The organism is Methylobacterium sp. Ger2507 (assembly GCF_055231875.1).
The window spans coordinates 107,540-128,696 of record NZ_JBUYVC010000002.1; the positions used below are offsets into that span (position 1 = coordinate 107,540).

Here is a 21,157-nt window from a genome sequence, read left to right on the forward strand (position 1 = left end):
CTGTTTTCTTATGTGATAGTACGATCACATAGCTGCACGGCAGATGCGGCGTCGGCAACATATGGATTTATCAAACGACGCGTGGGATCCATCGCAGCGATGCCTCAAGGTCATCTACTAACGTCGGATCGTCGTCCAGGCGGCTCTGCGCGGTCAGCCGATCGTCCCGACGTAGGTGGCTTACTCCATCGTAGATGGCGTTAAAGCCGATGGCTGCACGCCAGGGTTCTCGCGCCAGGACGGTGAGAGCGTCTTCGAAGAGCGCGATCTGGCTCTCGGCATGGCGTTCATCCGTTTGAGACTCCTCGTCCTCGATCCGCATGTGACGCCTGTAGTCTGCAGCCTCGCGTGCGATGAGATTGCGGAGGCTCTCTACCTCTGCCTCGGCGCGGGCCTCCTTCTCGTATGCGTCTTTGAGGGCTGCCTGGGCCGCGACGAGCTCGAGATCAGGTTGCTTCTTCGAACCGAACCACCGCGCGAGGATGCCGGGCGAAGCCTGGTGCGCTTCGAGGGTCTGCACGAGAGCCGCAGCCTTGGCCCGTTCGATTCGGGCGTCGCGACGCTTGGCCCTGGCCTCCCTCTCTTCATGCCGGCGATCAAGGGGAGGGGGGCTGCGCCGTCGGGCCTGTTCGAGGGCTCCCTGTTCATGGGCGATGCCCTGCGTGAGCCGCGCCCGCCACTGTGCGAGCGGGGACGAGGCATCCGAGCGCGGAGGCTGCGACCTCGCCACATCCGCCATCCCGTCGACGATCCAGACAACCGGTGCTGGGAGCAGCTCGCCGTTCCGATCACCCTCGCGCTGCGCGGCCTCGACCGGGGCGAGCCGGGGATCGGCCGTCTCAAACACCCTCGTTATCAGGCTCTGCATGCGGGCGGCCACCGCTGCGCGGGGGTGAGCGACCAGCCGGTCGAGGGCGCCGACGAGGACGTCGCCCTGCCGCACGACCCAGGCCCCGGCGACTTGGTCTCCAGGTGTGCACGAGAGGCCCGCCTCGGAAAGAGCAGCCTCGAACCCCGCCCCATCCAGTGCGTAAGCCAACATCACCCTGGCACGCACCAGGGGCGCGGCGATCCCGAGTCGTTCCAGCCAGGCCCGGATCCGGCTGGTCAAGCCGGAGCGCGGAAGCTCGCCCTGCGCGAGGGCGGCCGCCTCGACTCGCTCCGCCACCACGTCCCAGCCGTCCCGGCGCAGACGCGCCGCGATCGCGGCGCTGCGCCGGGACGGGGTCAGGGGCTCGCCGAAGTCGCACTCCAGCCTTGCCCGCACCGCTTCCAACTCCGCATACGAATGGGACAGTTCGAGCGCTCGCAAGCCTGGGCCGACATGGGCGATCACGAGGTGGAAATGCTCAGTGCCAGCCTCGCCACGCGCCCGTGGCTTGTTCTGGTGAGCGACGAGGACGTAGCCGTGGCGCTCGGCGCCGAGCGCCGCCAGGATCCGGTTGACGGCCTCGTCGCGCTGGACGGCCGTCCAGGGCCGGCCGGGACTGATCGTCAAGTGCTGGAGGGCGATCGTGGCGCAGCTGCCGTCCCGGATGCGCTCGAAATCCGCGAACGCCCCGGCCATGTCGCCGGCGGGGCTCCCGGCGATGCGGACGACGTCGACCACCTGACCGGAGTCGGTTTTCTCGAGATGGGCGACCAGGGCGGCGGTATTACGACGCGTGCGGCCGCGGGGCCGAATGGTCGCGATCACCGGGGTTCCTCCCAAGTCCGGACCACGGCGGCATGCATCTGCGCGATCCTGCCCGCCACTGCCGCGAGGGCCGCAGGGTCGAACTGGCCGGCCGGTGCGGCTGCCAGCAGCCGAACCTCGTCGGCCAGGTGGCCGATCTCGAGGGTCCAGCGGGCCAGGAGGCGGGCGCGGACGGCTCGGCTGTCTACGGTCGCAGCATCTGCGCCGTTCGGCCGAATGGCGGCCAGGACCGCCTCCCGCGCGAAGCGGCTCGGTCCAAGGCCGAGGGCCGCCGCGACGCGATCGAGGCGTTGGCGCTCTGCCAGCGTCAGTCGCAGGGAGGTCCCGGAGGTGGCAGGAGTGGTGCTGGAGCGCGGCATCGAACGACGGTCCCGAGGGAGGGCCGGGACGTCGCGTATGACGAGCCCATTGCTGGCTCACTCCCGCGCAATCCCGATTTCGGGAGGTTGGCAAGGAGCTCTGAAAATCCCAAGGGGGCCCGCGAGACCGCCAAACGAGGGGGCTGTCTGCGAGCCAAGGACGGGCTCATCCGCGCGGGGGCAAGCCGATGAAGGTCGAGACCGAGATTCGACCGACCGGACCCAGGACGTTGAAGGGTTCGTACGAAAGGCTCGGTATCGGGTTATGAGGGCGGCGTGATCCATCCCGAGGGTCGGGATGGATCACCAAGATGAGGATACATCCTAGCCGCGTCATCCAGGCTACGGACTCGACCCTGACGCCGGTCGCGTTCAACTCGCGAGCCAGGGATCGATCACGTCGATCCCGCATCCAACGAAATCCCGGACGTTGCGGGTAGCCAACTGCGCGCCCCGCGAGCGCGTGATCGCTGCGATCTGGGCGTCGATCTGCGCAATGGGCTGACCCGCCAGCCGGCGGTTGGCAGCGATTTCGGGGTAGACCAGCGCGGCGTCGCTATCGAAGCTCAGGATGCGACCGGCCATCTCGATCTCGAAGATGGGTCTGGCCGCTGTCATTAGATCCTCCCGCCGGCGCCCTTCCGGTAGGAGGCGCAATCCGTAGAAGATCTCCGCCTGCGTCAGCGTGGTGGTGAACAGGCCCGCCATGGGTTGGCGCACCAGCCAAGCCAACACCCGGGGATGGGGCTCGGCTCGCATCAGCTCGGACAGAATGTTGGTGTCGAGAACGATCACGCCTCAAAGCCCGGCGGTTCGCGGCTAGGCTCGCGCGGGACCTCCGGCAAATCGACCCCACCGAGGGCTGCAAAGCGCACGTGGATGGCCTGGCCGAGATCGCGTGGCCGCACGGGCTCGGTCGACAGAGCAGCGCGGAGGATAGCCCTCGCCTCGTCTTCCATCGACCGACCATGCAGGGCGGCGCGGATGCGCAGGCGCGTTTTGATCGCATCGTCGATATTGCGGATCGTCATCACGGCCATACGCCTACCCATCAGTCAATGACTGCAAAGTAGTGTTTGACTTCAAGCTCGGCAAGAATCAGGATTCGGTTCCAAGTTGTTCTCGCAGGCGTGAGGGAGAAGCGCGTGTCGCCCAGCAAGCGTCAGCTGGCTGCCTCGATCCTAGCGTGCCCGCATATCGCAGACCGTGAGGCGATCGCTGGTTTCCTGGCCGACGCCGCAACGCAGATTGGCATCAACCCATTCCCGAAAACCAGTATCGGAGCGCAGCTCCAGATTTGGATCGGGCATACCTTCGAGTTTCGATCGAATCGGACAGAGATTCTTGGCCTGTCATGTCTGCTGAATACGCTTCGAGGACTGCCGGGTGACCAGTCTCTTGCCCAGGAAATACTGCAGGCTGGTCCGTATCGAGCCTATGTCTACCACCGTGGAGACGGCTGCCAGATCATCGGATCGGTCCTTCACGCCAAGCCAGGCATCGCGCTTCCCGTCATGCGGATGCGCTCACCCCGCCGACGCCGAAGAGGTGCATCCGCGGCGCAACTCGATCTGTTCGTTATGCCCATGCCGCCCGAGGGACGCGTATCGGCGCATGAACACCATGCATCGTCCTAGATCCGTCGAAGGATCAGGTACGTCTCAGCGCATCTCGTAGGGACCGGCGAATAGATCGCCGGCCGCTTTCCGGCGAAACAGCGTCCGCCACCGACGCCGGCGATGCTCGGGCCGATCATGGTTCATGTGGCAGCGTTGACAGAAGGCCGCGAGGTTCGTGTTGGCGTTGTTGCTGGTGTCATGATCGCGGTGAGCGGCCGCCAGCACGACCCTTGTTGTACGGATGACACCGAGTTCTTCGATGGTGGGTAGGGCTTGAAGCCGGCGCCCAAGCCCATCGCGCCATACGCCGAGGCCGGCATCCCACCAACGTCCGTCACCTAGATGATAGATGGTCTGCCCATGTGGCCGACCGCAGCCTTCGCATGTCCCTCCCGCTCGACGGAAGCGGATGGAGGCTGAGAGCTCCCGCCAGTCAATCGGGTAGAAGAAGCGATGCTCGCGACGGATCGGCATGATTGCAGGGATCCTACGAGTGCATGGTCATCTGACAAGTTCGACCATGACCCCGAGGGGCTCGGCCAAGTCGGCCCAGGCTTGGTGCGTGGTCAAGGCGGTCGCGCCTCGCTGTCGCGCCAGGGCCAAAGCGGCGCAGTCGCCGAGCGATAGCGCGAAGGCCTGGGCTGTTGGCTGCAGCATTCCGGCAGCACGGGCCTGAAGCGTATCGAAGGGAACGACGCGCAGATGAAGTCCCTCGATGGCCTGTGCGATCCGCTCCTCGGTGCCGCCAAGGGCAGCAAGATGGGCGTAGGTTTCGAGAAGGCTCACGGGGCTGATCCAGGCTCGAGGCAGGACAGCAAGGACCCGCTCGGCGCCCGCTTCACCTTTGAGTAGACAAAGCAAGGCCGAAGCGTCGAGGACGAAGCCGTCACTCATGACTACCCTCGGCTTCATTTTCGACATCATCACCTTTGGTCGTATCAGGCTGCTCCGGTAGAAAACCACGCACGATCGACTGAGCCTGACGCACGGCCGAGGAAAGCGAACGAACAAACAACCCATCTTCGGTCAGTTCGACCACGACGGTATCGCCAATGCCGATCCCAAGCTGACGCCGAAAAGCCGCTGGGATGATGAGTTTACCTCCATCGATAATTTTGACTGCTTGCGAGTTCACCGATCTACCCACTTCAGGAATCTACAGATCTTGATACCTAAAAGCCGTATAGGTATCAATCTGATATATCGGACGGTAGCTGCAGGTGCCCTTATGAATCATAGACCATGATATCAAAAATCAGCAGGGTATCGGAAAAGGTCATGGGCCCTGGCTGGGTACAAGAATGAGGAAACACCCCGCGCATCATGTCATAAAATCAAGCGTATGTAGCGTTCGCGGATCGTAGAAAACATGACGCCTTGCGGAGCAGTAACTTCACCGTTAGGGCCGTACCGATTGGTTTGTCACGCAATCGCTCGTTTGCGTGACAGCAGCAGCCTAGGCGAACTCGCAACTGCCGTTGATCCGGTGCTGCCGGCAGGAAACCACTGACGAGGAATTCGACCTGATGCTGCTCGGCTACATGCGCGTGTCGAAAGCCGATGGGTCGCAGACTACCGACCTGCAGCGGGATGCGCTCCTCGCCGCTGGTGTCGAGCCCGATCGCTTCTACGAAGACTACGCCTCAGGTAAACGCGACAGCCGTCCTGGACTGGACGCCTGTCTCAAAGCCCTGCGTGAGGGGGATATGCTCGCGATCTGGAAGCTCGATCGCCTCGGCCGCGACTTGCGCCATCTCATAAATACCGTGCACGACCTCACCAAGCGCGGGGTGGGTCTGAAAGTCCTGACAGGGCAGGGCGCCAACATCGACACCACCACGGCCAACGGCCGGCTTGTGTTCGGCATCTTCGCGGCATTGGCGGAGTTCGAACGCGAGCTCATCATCGAGCGGACCAAGGCCGGGCTCGCCTCTGCGCGGGCGCGAGGCCGAAGCGGAGGCCGCAAACCAAAGATGACAGCAGCCAAGCTCAGGTTGGCCCAGGCGGCGATGGGAAAGCCTGAGACCAAGGTCGCCGAGCTCTGCGCTGAGCTCGGTATCACCCGGCAGACCCTCTACCGCCATGTCGATCCCAAAGGGGCGTTCAGGCCAGATGCTATGAAGATCCTTGGGATCGCTCCGAAATAAGGTTCGTCCTCGGGGGCGGCGGCGTGAGTCATCCCAGCCTGTACCCATCCGCAGGGGCGCGTCGGGCCTGGTGCTACTCCTCAACCAGGTCCGCGTGCAGGGTCGCCTCAACATTTCCGAACAGAATGCTGAGCCCAAGGGCGTCTGTCACTTCGCGGATGAGGGTCATGCGGCCAGATCCTTCAGAAAGCCGAATGGCGCAGGCTGAACCAAGCTCATTTGATAAAAAAACTATGATCACCAAAGAAAGCTGTTGGAATACCTAGTCGCAATCATTGACGGGGTCCGATAGTTCCTTGTCAGGAGATGCGTCTTTTTCATTTTGAACTCGGACCAAGTCCGCAGCGAGTTCCCTGATTTGATCCACAGCTTGCTGTTTGATCTCGTCCTTTGAGCGACCATCAATGGGGACCGTGACAGACCCTGTAAGCCGCCCGGCGCTCGTCAAAAGCGTGAAGTTGAACCTGCCTGAGCGGCTGCGTTGCACAATGTAATGCGGTTTTTCCATACCCTGCCTTCGCCATGCGCCATGTCTTGAAACTACGGCAGGGCAGTCGCTACGGTTTCAGCTTAGCCACAAATGGTGCGGTAACGGACACCTCATCCTTCAAATGCGGGATACCGAGTAAGTGTGCCGGGGCCGGTCCTACGACCGCGCGGGCAACGTCCCAATCTCGCTTTTGTCGCCCTGTGAGCCCTGCGTGACGAGTGACACGTAGCCGGGCTTGGGGATGTAAGAGCTGCGTGATCGGCGCATTCGGCTCGATCATCGTCTGACGCAACTCAGTCTGCACAGCATTCAGGTGCGACTGGAGCAGCGAAAAGCCGTCGGGCGAGAGCGCTTTCAGCAAGCGATTGCGAGCGGTCGTATGGTGAAACGACGACACAGCTCTTTTCTGTCCTGCAAGAGCGCACAGTCTCTCAAGTGCCTGCGCTCGGATCACGCCCGAAGCCGTTTAGGTGATCGCGCGTAGCTGGAGCTTATGCTTCTTCGATGGTTTCCAGCACCAGCGCACCCCGAGCCACTCCGCTGTTGCCTCCAGCGTCGGAAAACGATGCTCCACGCAATCGAAGGGATGGGGGCGCGTCGCTGCTGGTTGATCCTGCAGCAACTCCGCACACCAGCCTGTAGAAGAGCCTCCGGCCGTGGTCTCACGGACTACCCCTCCGACGATGACCCCATCCAGGGCCAGATCGTAACTCCCGGGTGCCAGTTGGTGCAGCGTGTACGTCATTGATTGGACAGGGTTCCAGCAGTCAGGATAAGGCGTCGATCTTGAATGGCTGTAGCATGCGCCCGTCCTTCACGCAGACATCGACCTTCGTGGTGCTGATGCCGACGTAGCGCGCAGCCTCCTTACGTTGCAGACCATGCCGGGGAATGACCTCAAGCCTGATCGGTGTATCAGCTTTGCCTTGTCCCTGCTCCGTCCTCGGCATGGCAAGCACCCTCAATCTAGACGCCGCCCCTTCCGCTTCGGAGGCGGCTGGTTGTCCAGCTTTGTTTAGATCTCAGCCCTGGTCTCGAATGTTATTGTATCTTTGCGACAGTCAATGCAACCGTCTAGAGCGTTTTCCACGATCCCTGAGTCGTTGCGGCGAGGTGAGCGTTGATCCCTGAAGGTTCGTCAGGGAGATCGCCATGGCCCGTGCCTACAGTCACGATCTGCGCATTCGCGTCCTGGACGCAGTGGGCGCAGGTCTGTCCCGCCGGGCCGCGGCCCTGCGCTATCGGGTCGGTATCGCCACGGTGATCCGCTGGGCTGCGCACGCCACGAGGACAGGGGAGACGCGGGCTCAGCGTCAGGGCCGTCCACCTGGCTCCAAGCTCGACGAGCACGAAGCCTTCCTCTTCGCCCTCATCGATGAGAAAGACGACATCACGCTTGCCGAGATGCAGGAGCGCCTGCGTACCGAGCGCAGCGTCTCGGTCGGATTGGGTACGCTGTGGCGTTTCTTCGCCCGCCGGGCGGTGACATGGAAAAAAAGTCGGCGCATGCGACCGAACAGGATCGCCCCGACGTGGCCGCATCCCGTGAGGCGTGGTTTGCCGCGCAGCCTGACCTCGATCCCGAGCGCCTGATCTTCATCGATGAGACCGGCCTTTCCACCCGTATGGCGCGCCTGCGCGGTCGCTGTGCTCGCGGTCAGCGCCTACGCTCGGGCATCCCGCATGGCCACTGGCTGACGACGACGTTCGTTGCGGGCTTGCGCATGTCGGGGATGAGCGCGCCCATGGTGCTCGACGGGCCGATGACGCGAGACTGGTTCCTGGCCTATGTCGAGCAGGTGCTCGCCCCAACCCTCAGGCCCGGCGACACCGTCATCCTCGACAACCTCCCCGCCCACAAGGGCGCAGCAATCCAGGCCGCCGTCGAGGCCAGCGGCGCACGGCTTCGCTTCCTGCCGCCGTACTCGCCCGACTTCAATCCGATCGAGATGGCCTTCGCCAAGCTCAAGGCGCTGCTGCGCAAAGCGGCCGAGCGCACGGTCGATCGGCTCTGGACTGTCGTCGGCAATCTGCTCGACGCCTTCACCCCAACCGAGTGCGCAAACTACTTCGCTGCCGCCGGTTACGATCCGGAATAGGTGGAAACCGCTCTAGGTGTCGAAGCTATGAAGGTCGTTCACTCGAGGCAGCGGTGAGAGGCTGGGGTTGCGAAGTTATCCAACCTTGACCGAATGCCCCAGATGAACACACACCATACGCACTGATATGCTGTATGGCTGATATGGTTAGCTTTCAGAACATCTAGTGAGCCCGGTCGTTCGAAGCTGGGGTTCGCCCCAGCCTTCTACGTCCTCAATCCGCTTTAGCCAGACGTCCATGGCGCTTCGGAGCTTCCGAAACCGTTTCCTCAGGCTCCAAAGCCTTGCGCGCGCCTTTCCGCAGGTGTCCTAGCCTAACGGAACGGGCAAGCTCGGAGCGCTGCGCCGAGTAGCTGGCAGCGGTCATCGGGTAGTCAACAGGCAGGCCATGCTTGACGCGGTAGGTCTCAGGAGTGAGGCCGTAAAGGCCCAGGTGCCTACGGAGAGTCTTGTATGGCTTGCCGTCCTCGAAGCTAATGAGGGCGTCCGGCGTGATCGACTTCTTGATCTGCGCGGTCGTAGGCTTCTCGAACTGCTAGACGGCCAGCGTAGAAGGTCCGCTCAGACCCTTGAGGGTTTGATGCATGGTGGTGATCAACTCGCCCAGATCGGTGGGTCGGACTGAATTGTTGGAGATGAACGCGGAGACGAGATCTGCGGTCAAGACGACGTAATCGGCCGCTCCGGTTCCGATTTCAGCCGCAGTTTCAGGCGCGTCTTTCACTTCGCGTTCCTTTGATTTTGGAAACTACTGCATCCACTCCGTGTCCCGAAAAATCAAGGCTCTATAGGAAGGATTTCTCTCGTCCCGGGAGCAGGCGGTTCTACTTTGGCATCCGACGTGCAACGAGGGCTCATTCCTCTCATGGAATTCCTCCCCTCGACTTCGCCCGCCCTGCGCAAGCTGTGGCGGGTTTTCTCGTCACGGAAGCGTGATAATATACATCCATGCGGAAACACAGATAATTGAAACCATCCAAGAACTAGCCGCGTAGTCCCCACAACTGAAAGAGCATTTGATCAGATAGTGGGAGCTTCGATGCGCATCATCGGTCTCATTCTGTGCGCCACCTTTGGACTTGCAGGCCCCGCTTTCAGTCAAGGAAAACGACAGCCGCGTCCTGATTTGCCACCCATATCCGGTGCAACCAGCGACGAGAAAGCTGCGGAGATAAAAAAGCTAATCGAGCAAGGACAGGCACGGCAGAGAGCTACCGACAAGCGCAACACGCGAATATGGCGCCGGTGGGACTTCGCCGTGTGTATAGGCTGCGGACCCATGCCCAAAGGGTTCCGGGCCGTCTACACAACACCGGCTCGGGTCTTAGCTGGCTTCATCGCGGCCGATGATGACGACCGGCAGCGTGGTCTCAGGCTCTAGGAGGATCGATACTTGCGAGGCCTCGAAGCCCGTACCGGCGTGAGGTTTTGTGGTGCCGGGGAAGGAAGCCCTCACTTGCTCTCGCAGACTGATACGAGTGCCGAATGATAGGAACGCCGTCTTGATCGAACGAGAGCCGAGACTGGACTTCTATCGAAGCGCATCTGCTTTGGTACCAATCTCTTAGCCATCTTCATTCACGCGGAAACAGGAGGGTTGGTGCTTTCTGTTCCCAGCGCGCTGATCCGTGTCGGTGCCGATATTTTGGGACCAGTGATGGCACTGAGTGAACGCGAAGCAGGTCCTAAGACGACAAGTACCCGGCGCAGCGGTGTCAGGTATCGCCTTGCAGCTCAGGTCGGTCTCATCGTGGTCATGATCACCATCGTGCTCTCCGGCTTCTTCTATACCAACCGACACCAGCAGGCTCTCATCGACCTGCGCGAGGGCGGGCGCCAGATGCGCATCGCTCAGGAAGCCTTGATGGATGCTGAGGCTTACGTGCTCAACAGAGCTGTTGGCGACCGGGACAGTGAGTACAGCGAATACAGCCGCGCCTTCGAAGCGCTTCACAGCAGACGAGATACGTACCTTGCTCGTCTCGATCCATTCCTCAGGATGCCTGATGGGACCAACACGTCTGCTGACACCAGCCTAAAGTCGCTCGAAGCTATCTGGACCGATGCTCTAGAACTGGTCCGCGCCGGGAAGATGGACGAGGCCCAAGCTCTGCTGAGGGAACGCAGGAGCGCCGCACTGGTCGGCAAGATGCGGCACGCATTCGATGCCTTCCTGGCAGATTGGAACTCGCACTTTGGTGACCACGAGACGCGCATCGAGATCGGCAAAAGCGTCGTCCTGCTCTCGCAGTTGCTCATCGCAGGAGTGATGATCTTCGCATTCCGATCGGGTGCGCGCGATGCGCAAGCCCGGGCCACCGCCATCACGGAGATGGACGCCTCCAGGACACAGGTGCGCCATCTGTTCGAAATGACCGACATGCTGCAGAGCGCCGCCGATCACCACGATGCCAACGCCGTCCTACGCGCCACTGCGGGAGAGCTGATCGGTGGCTTCAGCGGCGCGCTCTACGTCTTTAACAACTCGCGGGATCGCCTCGTCCTATCCACGTCATGGGCCTGCGAGGATGGCACACATCTTCCGGAGGCGATCGCGATCAACCAGTGCTGGGCGATGAAGCGCGGGAAGCCGCACATCAACCGCAGCGGAGCGAAAGCCCTCTGCTGTGAGCATCACGCCTCCGGTTTCGCTGCCCTCGAAATCCCAATGGTGGCCCGAGGCGAGAACCTTGGACTGCTCCAGGTTTTCGCGCAGGGCTCGAACGCGGAAGAGCGCCTTGCCGCCATCCTGCCGCTGAGTTCGGCACTTGGCGACGCGATGTCGCTCGCTCTGTCCAACATCGCGCTGCGCGAGAAGCTGCGCAACCAGGCGCTCCGAGATCCGCTGACCGGGCTCTACAACCGGCGCTACATGGAAGACAGTCTCGATCGATACGTCCGCCTTGCCGAACGCGAGGGACGGAAGGTTTCGGTTATTATGATCGACCTCGACCACTTTAAGCGTCTCAATGACGAGCACGGCCATGCAACTGGTGACGCCGTCCTGCGTGAGGCGGCTGCTGCAATCGTCGGAGCGCTTCGAGAAACGGACGTCGCCTGTCGCTACGGCGGCGAGGAGATGATCGTGTTCCTTCCCGACTGCAGTCTCGAGGATGCCGCGGTCAAGGCAGAGCAAATACGAGAGCGCATCGAGGCTCTTTCCGGCACCCATGGCGCGAAGGTTTCCGCATCGCTTGGCGTATCCTCTGTGCCGAGCACGTCCAGCAATAGCGCCGACCTCGTCAAAGCAGCCGATACCGCGCTCTATCGAGCCAAGCACGGCGGGAGAAACCAGGTCGCGCTTGCTCCGGTCCGATCAGGCTGGCGTGACGAAGGCGAGGCAACAGTGAACGGACAGGGACGCCTCCACGTCGCTGCGGAATAGCCAATCGGCTCACAGCCTGTTTGCGACGCACCTGCACCGTTGTGGTATTAACGCTCTACCGGTGGGCCAGCGGCCTTAGACTTTCTTGACGTAGCTGGATCGCACAACGGACTATCTCTGCCGCGATGACGCTTCCAGAAAAAACCTAAACTGTTTGATCCCGCGGTATGGTGATACGGTTGAAGCACCATTCTGCGAGGGATGGGCTATGAGCCAGGTTCGCAATGGAAGCGCCACGACGACGGAGGCGGTCCGTCGCGCGATCCAGTTACGTGAAGTGAGCGTAAGGGCGCTGGCCCGGCGTTATGGCGTCAGTTCGACGACGGTGCAAAAGTGGCGTAAGCGGGTAACGACGGCAGACGCCCGAATGGGACACTTAGAGTTCTAACTTTAATCCTCGACCACTGAAATTTTATAAACAACCTAATAAGAAAATTACTTATTGTATTTTGGACACAGAGAGGAATGATCTCGCAAATCCGGCCCCTAGCCAAACGTTTCGGTTAAAGCGTGGCTCTGTTGCGATAGGCGTGGCAAGCTTGTTTAGGCATCGTCTCACCATCTTAAAAGTCCTGAACGCGAAGGTTCTTCATATGCTTAAGATGCTGCTCCTTGCCGGCAGTGCTGCTGCGCTTCTCACCAGCGCTGCCGCGGCCGCCGATCTGCCTCGCCGGGAAGCGCCCCCGCCGGTGTTCACGCCCATTCCGTTGTTTACCTGGACCGGCGCCTATTTCGGCATCAACGCCGGCTACGCCTTCTCCGAGGATCAGACCGTCCGGACGATCGGCAACAATGGTCCCGGCGCTGCGCCCGTCGCGGCCCCCTTCAACACCAGCACGGTCGGCAACGTGTCTTCCCTGCGCCGCACGCCAGCGATTCGCTCCGAGCAGGAGGGTTTCACGGGCGGCGGCCAAGTAGGCTATAATTTCCAGCTAACGCCCGGCTCGGGCTTCGTCATCGGTCTCGAGGCGGATGCGGCCTACACTGACCTGTCCCGCACGCGCTCGTACCTGAGCGCCCTCAACGATCCCTCGACCTTCCGTCAGAGCCTCGATTTCCTTGGTACCGTGCGCGGTCGCGTCGGCTACGCTTTCGACCGGTTCATGATTTACGGAACCGGCGGCTTCGCCTACGGCAACGTGAGCTACGACGCGCAGTTCTTCGGCAACGCCGCGGCCCGTCCCCTGGCCTATGCCGGCACCTTCAGCGACATCGAGACCGGCTACACCTATGGCGGCGGCATTGAGTACGCGCTCGCGACCGACAGCATGTTCAATTTCTTCCGGTCGAGCGCCGTGACGATGAAGGTCGAGTACCTGCGCTACGATCTCGGCTCACGAAACGTGCTGGTCAATTTCACTGGCGCAGCGCCCGTCAACGGCTCCTACACCAGTCGCTTCACGACGGAGGGCAACATCGTCCGCGCCGGTCTGAACTACAAGTTCAACGGCTTCTAGGATCGATGAGGCTTGTAAGTTCGGTTTAAGCGTCCGCAGCTCCGATCATTTGGCTGCCTTCGTCATAACGATGCCCTGAGGAGAAATCCTCGGGGCGTCGTTGTGACGAGATCTCAATTAGTAAGGATGGGTCTCAGCAGCCAACCTCTATTCGTAAACGCTCTCGATGTCAGCCTTCGCTTCGGCATCAGTCATCCCTCCTGCGTCGAATGTCGCTGTCCAGATAACCGTCGAGGTCGCGCCATTGGGCTTCACGTAGATTGTTGCGTTGTGGGCGCTTACGGGCAGCGGGCCTGCGACGTATGCGTAGCTGTAACTCATCGCCTTTTCGTCCCGCATCGTTTGGGCTTCCACGATAGCCCAGGAGCGCTTTTACCGAGCGTTCGACTGCCTCTGAGACGCAAGTAGGCTGCAAGGGGCGTCTACTGGAGCTAAAGCAGGGCTGGTGCCGGCCTGCTGCCTCTGACAGATGCCATTAGTGTTTTTAAGCCAGCGTCGAGCCAGCGATATGAAGCCTAAGGAAGCCACCGATGTCGATCAGACCCTAGGGGCTCGCATCACTGCCATACGGAGGGCCAAGGGTCTTTCACAGAGCGATCTCGGCATCGCGGTCGGCGTAACCTTCCAACAGATCCAGAAGTACGAAAAAGGCATCAACCGTGTCGGCGCCAGCCGCCTTCAGCAGATTGCGAAGTGCCTCGACGTTTCAGTTTCAATCCTGTTCGAGGACGCTGCCGGAACGGCTATGCAGCCTGAGGATCTGCTCCTCCTCGGCACGCCTGGCGCAGTTGCGCTGCTCAAGGCTTTTGCGGAGATCGAAAATGATGATCTGAAGCGCAGCGTCTTTGCGATTGTATGCACCGCGGGGCGCATAAGCGCTCGGCCTGCTGCGGAAGATGAATAATCCAATCGGTGCCGAAAGGTATAGTGATCTATTAACCATAATCTGACCACCCTGCTGCACTCAGCAGGTAGGAACGACCGTGAACCAAGCTCACTTGATCACCGTCCGCGACTTCGAGGATGGCTGCCCGGTCCCTGCTGAAACGCTCGGTCGGCTTTACCGCGCCGACGCCGAGACCCTGTACAACCTCGTTGCGATCATTGCTCAGCACACGCGTGCCCAGCTGGCCGTCTTCCTCTATGGCCGGATGCACACCCGTGAACTTGGTGTTCGTATCGCAGCCATGTGTGAGGCGGCGCTGCTGATGCAGACAGCAGGCACCCTTGGCGAAGTCATCTACGCTCAGTCACGCACTGGCTACGAGCGACCTACCTACGGAGAAGATCGTCGCCCGTCGCGGAGCGCGATCAGCCTCGCTGGTTCTCGCAGAGCCAACGACCAGCATGCCTGAGCGCTGCCGGACCTAGACCCTTGGCTCAGGACAATGGCCGTACAGACGCATTTTGTTGGGTTGGCGAGATGTCTACTGACCAGGCATCCGGCGGATCTGGCTGATGTTCTCGGTGGAGAGGTCCGCATAGAGGCTGCGGGGAGCTTTATCCGGCTTCCTCGAGCGCGACATAAGAGCTTGACGTCTCAATGCACTGCCTTCTGATCCAGTCGCGTAACGAGGCTTCTTATTGGCAAAATTGTCGCTGACGGTCTTCTTGTAAGAAGGGGTATCTCCACACCCCTCGCAGATAGACATTGTCCAAGATTGCCAAAGGCCGTTTGTCTTTTCTTCCATTGAGGCAGCTCGCTCACGCTGAGCGGATGCAAGCTGCAGGGTATCCAGGTCTGGAGCCTGTTTGGGTACCGGCGCAGTGCGTAGCTCATTCAGCAGCGTATCGTTCTGACCACCACCAAAACGTCCGGGAGGTGTGGATTGGGCCAGAGCTGGGGAGCCAAGCGAAATCAAAGCGAGGAGTGCAGTCTGAAAGCGCATGGAAAATCCTTTCCATCACCAACTGTACGAAAGACCCTATGTTCTGAATGCTTCAAAACAAAATTAACCATCTCGGCTTGCTTCGTCGGGTGAAAGTCGGGTTGTATAACCTGATTTAATACAATTTCGGGTTCATCAGAGACCTGCGAGTGCTACGCCCCCGATCATCAGGATGGCACCGACGATGCGGCCCAGGCTAGCTGGGTGCTGATCGAAGCCGACCCATCCGAAGTGATCCAGCAGGATCGAGGTGACGACGCCTGCGGTAACGAACACCCCGAGGAATGGGCAGGTCGAGCGAATAAACCGCACGATCAAAGATGCGACGGTCAAGCGCTACTACTGTGACAGCCACGAGCAACTCCGCGCCCATCTGGCCGACTTCGTCAGCGCCTACAACTTTGGCCGGCGCATGAAGACCCTGCGGGGTCTCACGCCCTACGAGGCCATCTGCAAAGCAAGGTCCGTCGAGACCAGTCGCTTCAGGTCAAACCCGCTCCACCAAATGCCGCGACCAAACATTTAGCCCTACAAGCGGACGTCCGATCGCCTCATGTGTTCGATCCTGCGGTTCGAGCATCATCCTGCGAGGAATGCGCCGTCGCTGTGTGCTGCCTAGGAGCGCCCCGACGACGGTGCGTTCGCGGCGCAACTGGACGACTTCGGCGGATGCTCGAAGCGATCTCACGGGGCTGCCTCTCGCTGTTTTCCCAGCCGGGCAAGAGGCAACCGGAACGTGTTCGGCGACTTGATAGGCCGGGCGTGATGGCGCTCGCCAGAAGGGACACCAGACATGCCCGGAACCGAGATCCGCCTTGCCCTCGACGCGATCCCGATGGGGGGCGTGAAGGAGGGTTCGGTCGGGGACGAAAAGGTGCTGTTCGTGCGCGACGCCTCTGGCGTTCGGGCGTTTCAGGCCAAGTGCCCGCATCTCGGGGCGCCGCTCGGCAAGGGCGAGATCTGCGGCGGACGCCTCTACTGCCCCTGGCACAAGGCCGCTTTCGCGCTGGCCGACGGAAGCCTGGAGGAGCCGCCGGCCCTCGATTCCCTCACGCGCTACCCGGTCCGCATCGAGGGGACCGACGCCGTGGCGACCCTCACGCCGGAGCCGACGCCGACGAAGACGGCGGGCGCGACCGTGGGGAGTGTGCTCATCGTCGGCCCAGGTGCCGCGGCTGTCGCCTGCGTCAAGACGCTGCGCCGCGAAGGCTATGAAGGCCGCGTCACCATGGTCGGTCGCGAAGCGTACCCGCCCTACGACCGGACCAAGCTCTCGAAGCAGTTCATGGCCAAGCCAACCTCGCCAGAGAAGGTACTGATCGAGCCCGATTTCGACCGGATCAACAAGGTCGAACGCATCACCGCGGAGGTCGCCCGGGTCGATCCCACCCAACGCAACGTCACCTTGAAGGACGGCCGGACTTTGAGCGCGGACGCGATCCTCGTCGCTACCGGAAGCCGGGCGGTGGTGCCCGACTTCCCCGGCAAGGACCTGGGCGGGGTCTTCACCCTGCGCAGCCTCGACGACGCGGTCCGCGTGAGCGAGGCGGCGGGCAAGGCCAAGTCCGTCGTCGTGGTGGGCGCCGGCTTCATCGGCCTGGAGGCCGCCGCGTTCCTCAACAAGCGCGGGCTGTCCGTCACCGTGCTGGCGCGCGAGGCGGTGCCCTTCGCCAAGCGTTTCGGCGAGGCGGTGGGCGTGGCGCTGAAGCGATACCATGCCGGCAACGGCGTCACCTTCGAGATCGGCTCCGTCGCCCGGATCGCCGGCACCGACCGGGTCGAGGCCGTCGAGACGGAGGACGGGCGGCGCCTTCTGGCCGACATCGTCCTCGTCGGCGCGGGCGCCGCGCCGGAGACCGGCCTGATCGCGGGCGTCGCGCCCGGCGACGACGGCGGCATCGCGGTCGGCGGCGACCTCAAACTCGCGGAGGGCGTCTGGATCGCAGGTGATATCGCTGCCTTCCCCGAGAAGGCGAGCGGCGAGACAGCGCGGATCGAGCATTGGCGTCTCGCGCAGCAGCACGGCACACATGTGGCCCATGCCATCCTCGGCCGAAGCGGCGTGTTCGCGGGGGCTCCGTTTTTCTGGAGCAACCAGGGCGACAAGCGCCTCGATTACGGCGGATACGCCAAAGGATTCGACCGGATCGTCATGCAGGGGGACCCCGCCGCCCTCGACTTCATCGCCTATTACGTCACGGGCGACCGGGTGACAGCCGCCTGCAGCATCGGTCGCAACGGTACGTTCACGGCCTTTCTGCACCTGCTGAGCCTCGGGCGTCTACCCTCGGCGGCCGAGATCGAGACCGGGGCTGACCTGCCCAACCTTGCGCGAGAGGCTGCCTAGGCTCCGGACCCATAAGTTTGGCTTAGAGCAGCATCCGACCGGGCTGAATCACCAGGGTTTACCGGTCGGGGTTTGATGTGATTTCCTGCGCGGCTTTCGCAGGAGAGCTGCATGCCATCTGCTCTATCCGTCGATCTGCGCGCGCGTGTCGTGGCCGCCGTCGAGGAAGGCGCGTCGCGCCGTCAGGCGGCCAAGCGGTTCGGCGTAAGCGCGACTGTCCGTCGTCAGATGATTTGGGACATTCAGCGGTGTTCAGGGACAGAGGCTCTGGTCCATCTGGGGTAGGAGGTTAGGCGGCCTGCGCGTGGTGGCGCAAGCGGCGATCCATCAGGGTCTGGCGCTTGATGCGTTCCCGCTCGGCCAGGATCCCTTCGCCGCGTCCGAAGTAGACGTCGGCGGGCGTGAGGTTGCTCAGGCTCTCATGGGCTCGGGCATGGTTGTAGTGTTCGACGAAGTCGGCAACCTGCGCCTCCAGCTCGCCAGGTAAGTAGGCGTGTTCGAGCAGGATGCGGTTCTTGAGCGTCTGATGCCAACGCTCGATCTTGCCCTGCGTTTGCGGATGGCATGGCGCGCCGCGGATGTGGGTCATGCCCCGAATGCCGAGCCAGTCAGCCAGGTCGCTGGCGACGTAGCTCGGTCCGTTGTCGGAGAGCAGGCGTGGCCGCGGCATCACCCGCGCCTGATCGAGCCCAGCCGCCCCCAGCGCCAGGTCGAGCGTTGCGGTGACGTCGCTGGCCTGCATCGTCGTGCACAGCTTCCAGGCGACGATGTAGCGTGAGAAGTCGTCCAGGACCGTCGACAGGTAGTACCAGCCCCAGCCAACGACCTTCAGGTAGGTGAAGTCCGTCTGCCAAAGCTGGTTGGGCGCGGTGGTCTTATCGCGGAACTCGTCGGCGGCCTTGATGACGATATAGGCCGGGCTGGTGATCAGGTCCTGAGACTTGAGCAACCGGTAGACGGTCGCTTCCGAGACGAAGTAGCGGCGCTCGTCGGTGAAGCGCACTGCCAGCTCACGCGGACTGAGTTCAGGCTGCTCCAAGGCCAGAGCAACGATCTGCTCGCGGATCTCTGCAGGTAGACGGTTCCAGACCCGGCTTGGCCTTGAGGAATGGTCATTCAACGCCTCGGGGCCGCCGCGCTGGTAGGCGTCGTACCAGCGGTAGAACGTCGAGCGGGTGATGCCGAGCTTGTCCAGGGTGGCACGCACCGGCAGGTGGGATTGCTCGACCAGCCGGATGATCTCCAGCTTCTCGGGGGCCGGGTACCTCATGCCTCGTCGCCCCCAGCCCCGCTCATGCTTTTTTTAAGCAGACGGTTCTCCAGGACGAGATCAGCCACGACCTCCTTCAGCGCCCCCGCTTCGCGACGGAGATCCCGCACCTCATCCGTGGTGGCCGCCCGAGCCGTGTCGCCGGACAGGCGCTTCTTGCCAGCCTCCAGGAACTCCTTGGACCAGCCGTAGTACATCGAGGCGGCGATCCCCTCACGTCGGCAAAGCTCGGCAATGCTGTCCTCGCCACGCAAGCCTTCCAGCACCACGCGGATCTTCTCCTCGGACGAGAACTGCCGACGTGTGGCCCGGCGAATGTCCTTGATCACCGCTTCTGCCGGCTTCTTGGCCGGTCCGGATGTCTGCTTCATCTTCGCTCCTCAGGGGCTACGATGAACCAGCCATCCTCCGTTCGTGAAGACCCTCAATCTGTCCCACAGGTGCTGACGTCGGACAAACGCCGATTAACAAGAGCCAATGACAAGCGCAGTACGGTTCAATAGCTGACGTCTTCGCTAGGAAATACAAATTTATCGAAGGTAGCGCTGTTGAAGATTTATTTCGACTTTGATGATAGTCGCGCCCCGTTCAGGGATGAGGAAGGGATGGACCTTCCCGACGTAGAGACTGCCCGGACAGAGGTCCTTAGGGCGCTCGGAGATATCGCCAAAAACGTTCTGCCGAGAAGTGATCAACAGGCGTTCAAGATTTTAGCCCGTAATGCCTCCGGAGACATCGTCTACAGCGCAGAAGTGACAGTTTCAGGCGGACGGCACGAACCTCGGTATCCGTGAAATCGTTCTGTGAAATTGCGTAGTCGTCAGGCTGTACAAGATTGGAATTATATTCCAAGCCTCGGCGCAACTTTCTGGTGCACTGCCGCTTAGCTCGGCATAGTGGCCATAGGGCATGGCCCGGGAGGGCAGATGCTCAATCCGTTCATCCAGAAGCTTGGACGTCGTTTCATCCTCTCTGGGTCCGAAGAGAAGGCTCTTACTGATGCGAGTGCGCGTGTTCGCGATGTCCCATCCCGAACCGCACTCATCTCGGAAGGAGACGTGCCCGATCACGTCCACCTGATCCAGAAAGGGTTCGCCTGCCGCTATAAGGTGCTTCCAGGCGGTGGACGGTCGATTGTCGGCTTCCTCATCCCGGGAGACTTCTGCGACCTGAACGTGTCGATCCTCGGCGAGATGGATCACAGCATCGGAACGATCAGCTCCTGCGACGTGGTGCGTATCCCGCGTTCAGTGATGAATGACCTCAGCGGGAGACATCCGGGCCTGAACCGTGCCTTGCAGTGGGCCGGCCTCGTCGATGAAGCAATCCTCCGGGAATGGCTGGTGTGCATGGGCCGTCGTTCGGCCGACGAGCAAGTCGCACACCTGTTCTGCGAGTTCCTGATCCGCCTTCAGGTGGTCGGGCTTGCGACGGAGAACAGCTACCAGTTTCCCCTCATCCAACTCGACCTCGGCGATGCAACCGGGCTGTCGAATGTTCACATCAACCGGGTGCTCCAGGAGTTACGACGTTTGGGGCTGGTGGTGTTCAAGGAGAGGCGTGTCACCCTACCCGATGTCGCTGCCATCAAGGCCTATGCCGGGTTCAATCCGAACTACCTCCACCTGCATCCCAAGGCTCCCCCATACCCCGCTATGTGAGGTATCAGACATTCTCTCAGGTGAGGTAAGCAACTTCCATTTGTTGGTATTTTCCGCCAATCTGACGCCTATGATCTAGCGCATCGCGGCAATACCCTTGGCTTACCGCGCCTGTGAGACCTTGTGTGCTCCCGCCTGCTGCGCGTGGAGAGCCCTGTGCCTCGCTACTTCTTCGACATCCATGATGGCCAAACGCTTCGCGACGACGAGGGTATGGACCTCGCTGGCCCTGAAGAGGCTGCTCGTCACGCGAAGTCGGTCCTACCCGAGATCGCGGCATACGAGGTACCCAAGGACGGCGAACACCAAGCCTTTTCGGTGCTGGTAACGGACGAAGATGGCCATCCCATCTACTCCGCCGCTGTGACCTACACGGGCACGTGGCTGATCCGGTGACTGGTCCCCCCATCTGCCGAGCCGGATGGGGCACCGTGCTACCGAGCCGTGATGCTCAACGCCGGTGGAGGCGGGGTTCTAAACACGCCGATTTCAGCCTCGGGAGACGACGAAGCCAAGGACACGGCAAGGGCTCTTGTCGTCGGGTATGCCAGCGACCTTTGGGACGGTTGCAGTTCATCGAGCGGTTCGAACCGCTTCGTTCCCTTCTGTAACCTAAGGCAACCGAGGACGGGGCAGGATCACGATTTATGGTCCGCTTTACGTCAACTCCGGCCATTCCAGCCTGTCGGCCCAAAAGTCTGAGTAGGGTCGAAAGAAGAGGGCGCAACGTGTGGGGGA

The 21,157-nt window shown here is 61.6% G+C and carries 22 protein-coding genes and 4 pseudogenes; 14 read left to right on the forward strand and 12 right to left on the reverse strand.

All coding sequences use genetic code 11. The features are described from left to right. Positions 1 to 70: 70 nt before the first annotated feature. The 4 genes from ACV7NL_RS24140 to ACV7NL_RS24155 form a co-directional block, all read right to left on the reverse strand. A complete protein-coding gene (locus tag ACV7NL_RS24140; RefSeq protein ID WP_463357302.1) occupies positions 71 to 1,696 on the reverse strand; it encodes a relaxase/mobilization nuclease domain-containing protein in 1,626 nt (541 codons plus the stop codon). After that, on the reverse strand, positions 1,693 to 2,055 hold the full coding sequence (locus ACV7NL_RS24145; protein ID WP_463357303.1) for a hypothetical protein: 363 nt from the start codon (positions 2,053 to 2,055) through the stop codon (positions 1,693 to 1,695). Before ACV7NL_RS24145 ends, ACV7NL_RS24140 begins: the two co-directional genes overlap by 4 nt. A gap of 372 nt (positions 2,056 to 2,427) precedes the next feature. Continuing rightward, complete coding sequence (locus ACV7NL_RS24150; RefSeq protein WP_463357304.1) at positions 2,428 to 2,850, reverse strand: PIN domain-containing protein; 423 nt, start codon at positions 2,848 to 2,850, stop codon at positions 2,428 to 2,430. Then, entirely contained in the window at positions 2,847 to 3,095 is a 249-nt protein-coding gene (locus tag ACV7NL_RS24155; protein ID WP_463357305.1) for a FitA-like ribbon-helix-helix domain-containing protein, read from the reverse strand. Before ACV7NL_RS24155 ends, ACV7NL_RS24150 begins: the two co-directional genes overlap by 4 nt. Before the next feature lie 105 nt (positions 3,096 to 3,200). Between ACV7NL_RS24155 and ACV7NL_RS24160 the strand changes: the two genes are divergently transcribed. Beyond that, complete coding sequence (locus tag ACV7NL_RS24160) at positions 3,201 to 3,692, forward strand: hypothetical protein (RefSeq protein WP_463357306.1); 492 nt, start codon at positions 3,201 to 3,203, stop codon at positions 3,690 to 3,692. Between the two features lie 24 nt (positions 3,693 to 3,716). Here the strand turns inward: ACV7NL_RS24160 and ACV7NL_RS24165 are convergent, their stop codons facing one another. The 3 genes from ACV7NL_RS24165 to ACV7NL_RS24175 are packed head-to-tail and all read right to left on the reverse strand — an operon-like array spanning position 3,717 to position 4,809. Beyond that, complete coding sequence (locus ACV7NL_RS24165; RefSeq protein WP_463357307.1) at positions 3,717 to 4,148, reverse strand: hypothetical protein; 432 nt, start codon at positions 4,146 to 4,148, stop codon at positions 3,717 to 3,719. Between the two features lie 27 nt (positions 4,149 to 4,175). Next, positions 4,176 to 4,598, reverse strand: a complete 423-nt coding sequence (locus ACV7NL_RS24170) for a type II toxin-antitoxin system VapC family toxin (RefSeq protein WP_463357308.1) — start codon at positions 4,596 to 4,598, stop codon at positions 4,176 to 4,178. Continuing rightward, entirely contained in the window at positions 4,561 to 4,809 is a 249-nt protein-coding gene (locus ACV7NL_RS24175; RefSeq protein ID WP_463357309.1) for an AbrB/MazE/SpoVT family DNA-binding domain-containing protein, read from the reverse strand. The genes ACV7NL_RS24170 and ACV7NL_RS24175 overlap by 38 nt, the downstream gene beginning before the upstream one ends. Before the next feature lie 391 nt (positions 4,810 to 5,200). Between ACV7NL_RS24175 and ACV7NL_RS24180 the strand changes: the two genes are divergently transcribed. Both ACV7NL_RS24180 and ACV7NL_RS24185 read left to right on the forward strand, forming a co-directional pair. Then, the gene (locus tag ACV7NL_RS24180) at positions 5,201 to 5,821 is read left to right on the forward strand and encodes a recombinase family protein (RefSeq protein ID WP_463357310.1); all 621 of its coding nucleotides are present in this window, start codon (positions 5,201 to 5,203) and stop codon (positions 5,819 to 5,821) included. Positions 5,822 to 7,463: 1,642 nt separating this feature from the next. Further along, positions 7,464 to 8,410, forward strand: a protein-coding gene (locus ACV7NL_RS24185) for an IS630 family transposase (RefSeq protein ID WP_156633997.1) whose coding sequence is annotated in 2 segments (ribosomal slippage) — positions 7,464 to 7,803 and positions 7,803 to 8,410 — 948 coding nt in all. Because the reading frame shifts where the segments join, the coding sequence is not laid out codon by codon here. A 214-nt stretch (positions 8,411 to 8,624) separates the two neighbouring features. Here ACV7NL_RS24185 and ACV7NL_RS24190 read toward each other — a convergent pair. Continuing rightward, a pseudogene (locus tag ACV7NL_RS24190) lies at positions 8,625 to 9,104 on the reverse strand (Ros/MucR family transcriptional regulator). Between the two features lie 906 nt (positions 9,105 to 10,010). Between ACV7NL_RS24190 and ACV7NL_RS24195 the strand changes: the two are divergent. The 3 genes and pseudogenes from ACV7NL_RS24195 to ACV7NL_RS24205 all read left to right on the forward strand — a co-directional run bounded on the left by ACV7NL_RS24195 (position 10,011) and on the right by ACV7NL_RS24205 (position 13,252). After that, positions 10,011 to 11,795, forward strand: coding sequence for a diguanylate cyclase (locus ACV7NL_RS24195; RefSeq protein WP_463357311.1), 1,785 nt, complete (start codon positions 10,011 to 10,013; stop codon positions 11,793 to 11,795). A 208-nt stretch (positions 11,796 to 12,003) separates the two neighbouring features. Next, positions 12,004 to 12,177 (forward strand): annotated as a pseudogene (locus ACV7NL_RS24200) (helix-turn-helix domain-containing protein); the annotation flags it as partial. A gap of 211 nt (positions 12,178 to 12,388) precedes the next feature. Further along, the gene (locus ACV7NL_RS24205) at positions 12,389 to 13,252 is read left to right on the forward strand and encodes an outer membrane protein (RefSeq protein WP_463357312.1); all 864 of its coding nucleotides are present in this window, start codon (positions 12,389 to 12,391) and stop codon (positions 13,250 to 13,252) included. Between the two features lie 147 nt (positions 13,253 to 13,399). Here ACV7NL_RS24205 and ACV7NL_RS24210 read toward each other — a convergent pair whose 3' ends face one another. Next, positions 13,400 to 13,606: an SRPBCC family protein gene (locus ACV7NL_RS24210; protein WP_463357313.1), complete on the reverse strand. Its 207-nt coding sequence runs from the start codon at positions 13,604 to 13,606 to the stop codon at positions 13,400 to 13,402. A gap of 154 nt (positions 13,607 to 13,760) precedes the next feature. On the opposite strand from ACV7NL_RS24210, the gene ACV7NL_RS24215 reads away from it, so the two are divergent. Then, positions 13,761 to 14,156, forward strand: a complete 396-nt coding sequence (locus ACV7NL_RS24215; protein ID WP_463357314.1) for a helix-turn-helix domain-containing protein — start codon at positions 13,761 to 13,763, stop codon at positions 14,154 to 14,156. 79 nt (positions 14,157 to 14,235) lie between these two features. Next, positions 14,236 to 14,607, forward strand: a complete 372-nt coding sequence (locus ACV7NL_RS24220) for a hypothetical protein (protein WP_463357315.1) — start codon at positions 14,236 to 14,238, stop codon at positions 14,605 to 14,607. A gap of 72 nt (positions 14,608 to 14,679) precedes the next feature. On the opposite strand, the gene ACV7NL_RS24225 is transcribed toward ACV7NL_RS24220, so the two are convergent. Then, the gene (locus ACV7NL_RS24225; protein ID WP_463357316.1) at positions 14,680 to 15,141 is read right to left on the reverse strand and encodes a hypothetical protein; all 462 of its coding nucleotides are present in this window, start codon (positions 15,139 to 15,141) and stop codon (positions 14,680 to 14,682) included. 135 nt (positions 15,142 to 15,276) lie between these two features. Then, positions 15,277 to 15,453, reverse strand: coding sequence for a DMT family transporter (locus tag ACV7NL_RS24230; protein WP_463357317.1), 177 nt, complete (start codon positions 15,451 to 15,453; stop codon positions 15,277 to 15,279). Here ACV7NL_RS24230 and ACV7NL_RS24235 point away from each other — a divergent pair. From ACV7NL_RS24235 to ACV7NL_RS24245, 3 genes and pseudogenes are all read left to right on the forward strand, one after another. Then, positions 15,425 to 15,667: pseudogene (locus tag ACV7NL_RS24235) on the forward strand (integrase core domain-containing protein); the annotation flags it as partial. The gene ACV7NL_RS24230 and the pseudogene ACV7NL_RS24235 overlap by 29 nt on opposite strands. 267 nt (positions 15,668 to 15,934) lie before the next feature. Continuing rightward, on the forward strand, positions 15,935 to 17,488 hold the full coding sequence (locus ACV7NL_RS24240; protein ID WP_463357318.1) for an FAD-dependent oxidoreductase: 1,554 nt from the start codon (positions 15,935 to 15,937) through the stop codon (positions 17,486 to 17,488). Between the two features lie 111 nt (positions 17,489 to 17,599). Beyond that, positions 17,600 to 17,704: pseudogene (locus tag ACV7NL_RS24245) on the forward strand (helix-turn-helix domain-containing protein); the annotation flags it as partial. Positions 17,705 to 17,777: 73 nt separating this feature from the next. Here ACV7NL_RS24245 and ACV7NL_RS24250 read toward each other — a convergent pair. Further along, positions 17,778 to 19,129 (reverse strand): IS3 family transposase gene (locus tag ACV7NL_RS24250; RefSeq protein WP_463357319.1). Its coding sequence is split into 2 segments (ribosomal slippage): positions 17,778 to 18,793 and positions 18,793 to 19,129, totalling 1,353 coding nucleotides; the frame shifts between segments, so codons are not numbered across the junction. Positions 19,130 to 19,306: 177 nt separating this feature from the next. Here ACV7NL_RS24250 and ACV7NL_RS24255 point away from each other — a divergent pair. The 3 genes from ACV7NL_RS24255 (at position 19,307) to ACV7NL_RS24265 (ending at position 20,815) form a co-directional block, all read left to right on the forward strand. Then, positions 19,307 to 19,552, forward strand: a complete 246-nt coding sequence (locus tag ACV7NL_RS24255) for a DUF6894 family protein (protein ID WP_463357320.1) — start codon at positions 19,307 to 19,309, stop codon at positions 19,550 to 19,552. A gap of 132 nt (positions 19,553 to 19,684) precedes the next feature. After that, complete coding sequence (locus tag ACV7NL_RS24260; protein ID WP_463357321.1) at positions 19,685 to 20,419, forward strand: Crp/Fnr family transcriptional regulator; 735 nt, start codon at positions 19,685 to 19,687, stop codon at positions 20,417 to 20,419. 156 nt (positions 20,420 to 20,575) lie between these two features. Then, on the forward strand, positions 20,576 to 20,815 hold the full coding sequence (locus ACV7NL_RS24265) for a DUF6894 family protein (RefSeq protein ID WP_463357322.1): 240 nt from the start codon (positions 20,576 to 20,578) through the stop codon (positions 20,813 to 20,815). Positions 20,816 to 21,157: the final 342 nt, after the last annotated feature.

Excerpts from the sequence above, each read along its gene's own strand:
- ACV7NL_RS24145 (WP_463357303.1), bottom strand. The coding sequence starts at position 2,055 with ATGCCGCGCTCCAGCACCACTCCTGCCACCTCCGGGACCTCCCTGCGA.
- ACV7NL_RS24155 (WP_463357305.1), bottom strand. The coding sequence starts at position 3,095 with ATGGCCGTGATGACGATCCGCAATATCGACGATGCGATCAAAACGCGC.
- ACV7NL_RS24165 (WP_463357307.1), bottom strand. The coding sequence starts at position 4,148 with ATGCCGATCCGTCGCGAGCATCGCTTCTTCTACCCGATTGACTGGCGG.
- ACV7NL_RS24170 (WP_463357308.1), bottom strand. The coding sequence starts at position 4,598 with ATGATGTCGAAAATGAAGCCGAGGGTAGTCATGAGTGACGGCTTCGTC.
- ACV7NL_RS24180 (WP_463357310.1), top strand. The coding sequence starts at position 5,201 with ATGCTGCTCGGCTACATGCGCGTGTCGAAAGCCGATGGGTCGCAGACT.
- ACV7NL_RS24205 (WP_463357312.1), top strand. The coding sequence starts at position 12,389 with ATGCTTAAGATGCTGCTCCTTGCCGGCAGTGCTGCTGCGCTTCTCACC.
- ACV7NL_RS24215 (WP_463357314.1), top strand. The coding sequence starts at position 13,761 with ATGAAGCCTAAGGAAGCCACCGATGTCGATCAGACCCTAGGGGCTCGC.
- ACV7NL_RS24225 (WP_463357316.1), bottom strand. The coding sequence starts at position 15,141 with ATGCGCTTTCAGACTGCACTCCTCGCTTTGATTTCGCTTGGCTCCCCA.
- ACV7NL_RS24240 (WP_463357318.1), top strand. The coding sequence starts at position 15,935 with ATGCCCGGAACCGAGATCCGCCTTGCCCTCGACGCGATCCCGATGGGG.
- ACV7NL_RS24260 (WP_463357321.1), top strand. The coding sequence starts at position 19,685 with ATGCTCAATCCGTTCATCCAGAAGCTTGGACGTCGTTTCATCCTCTCT.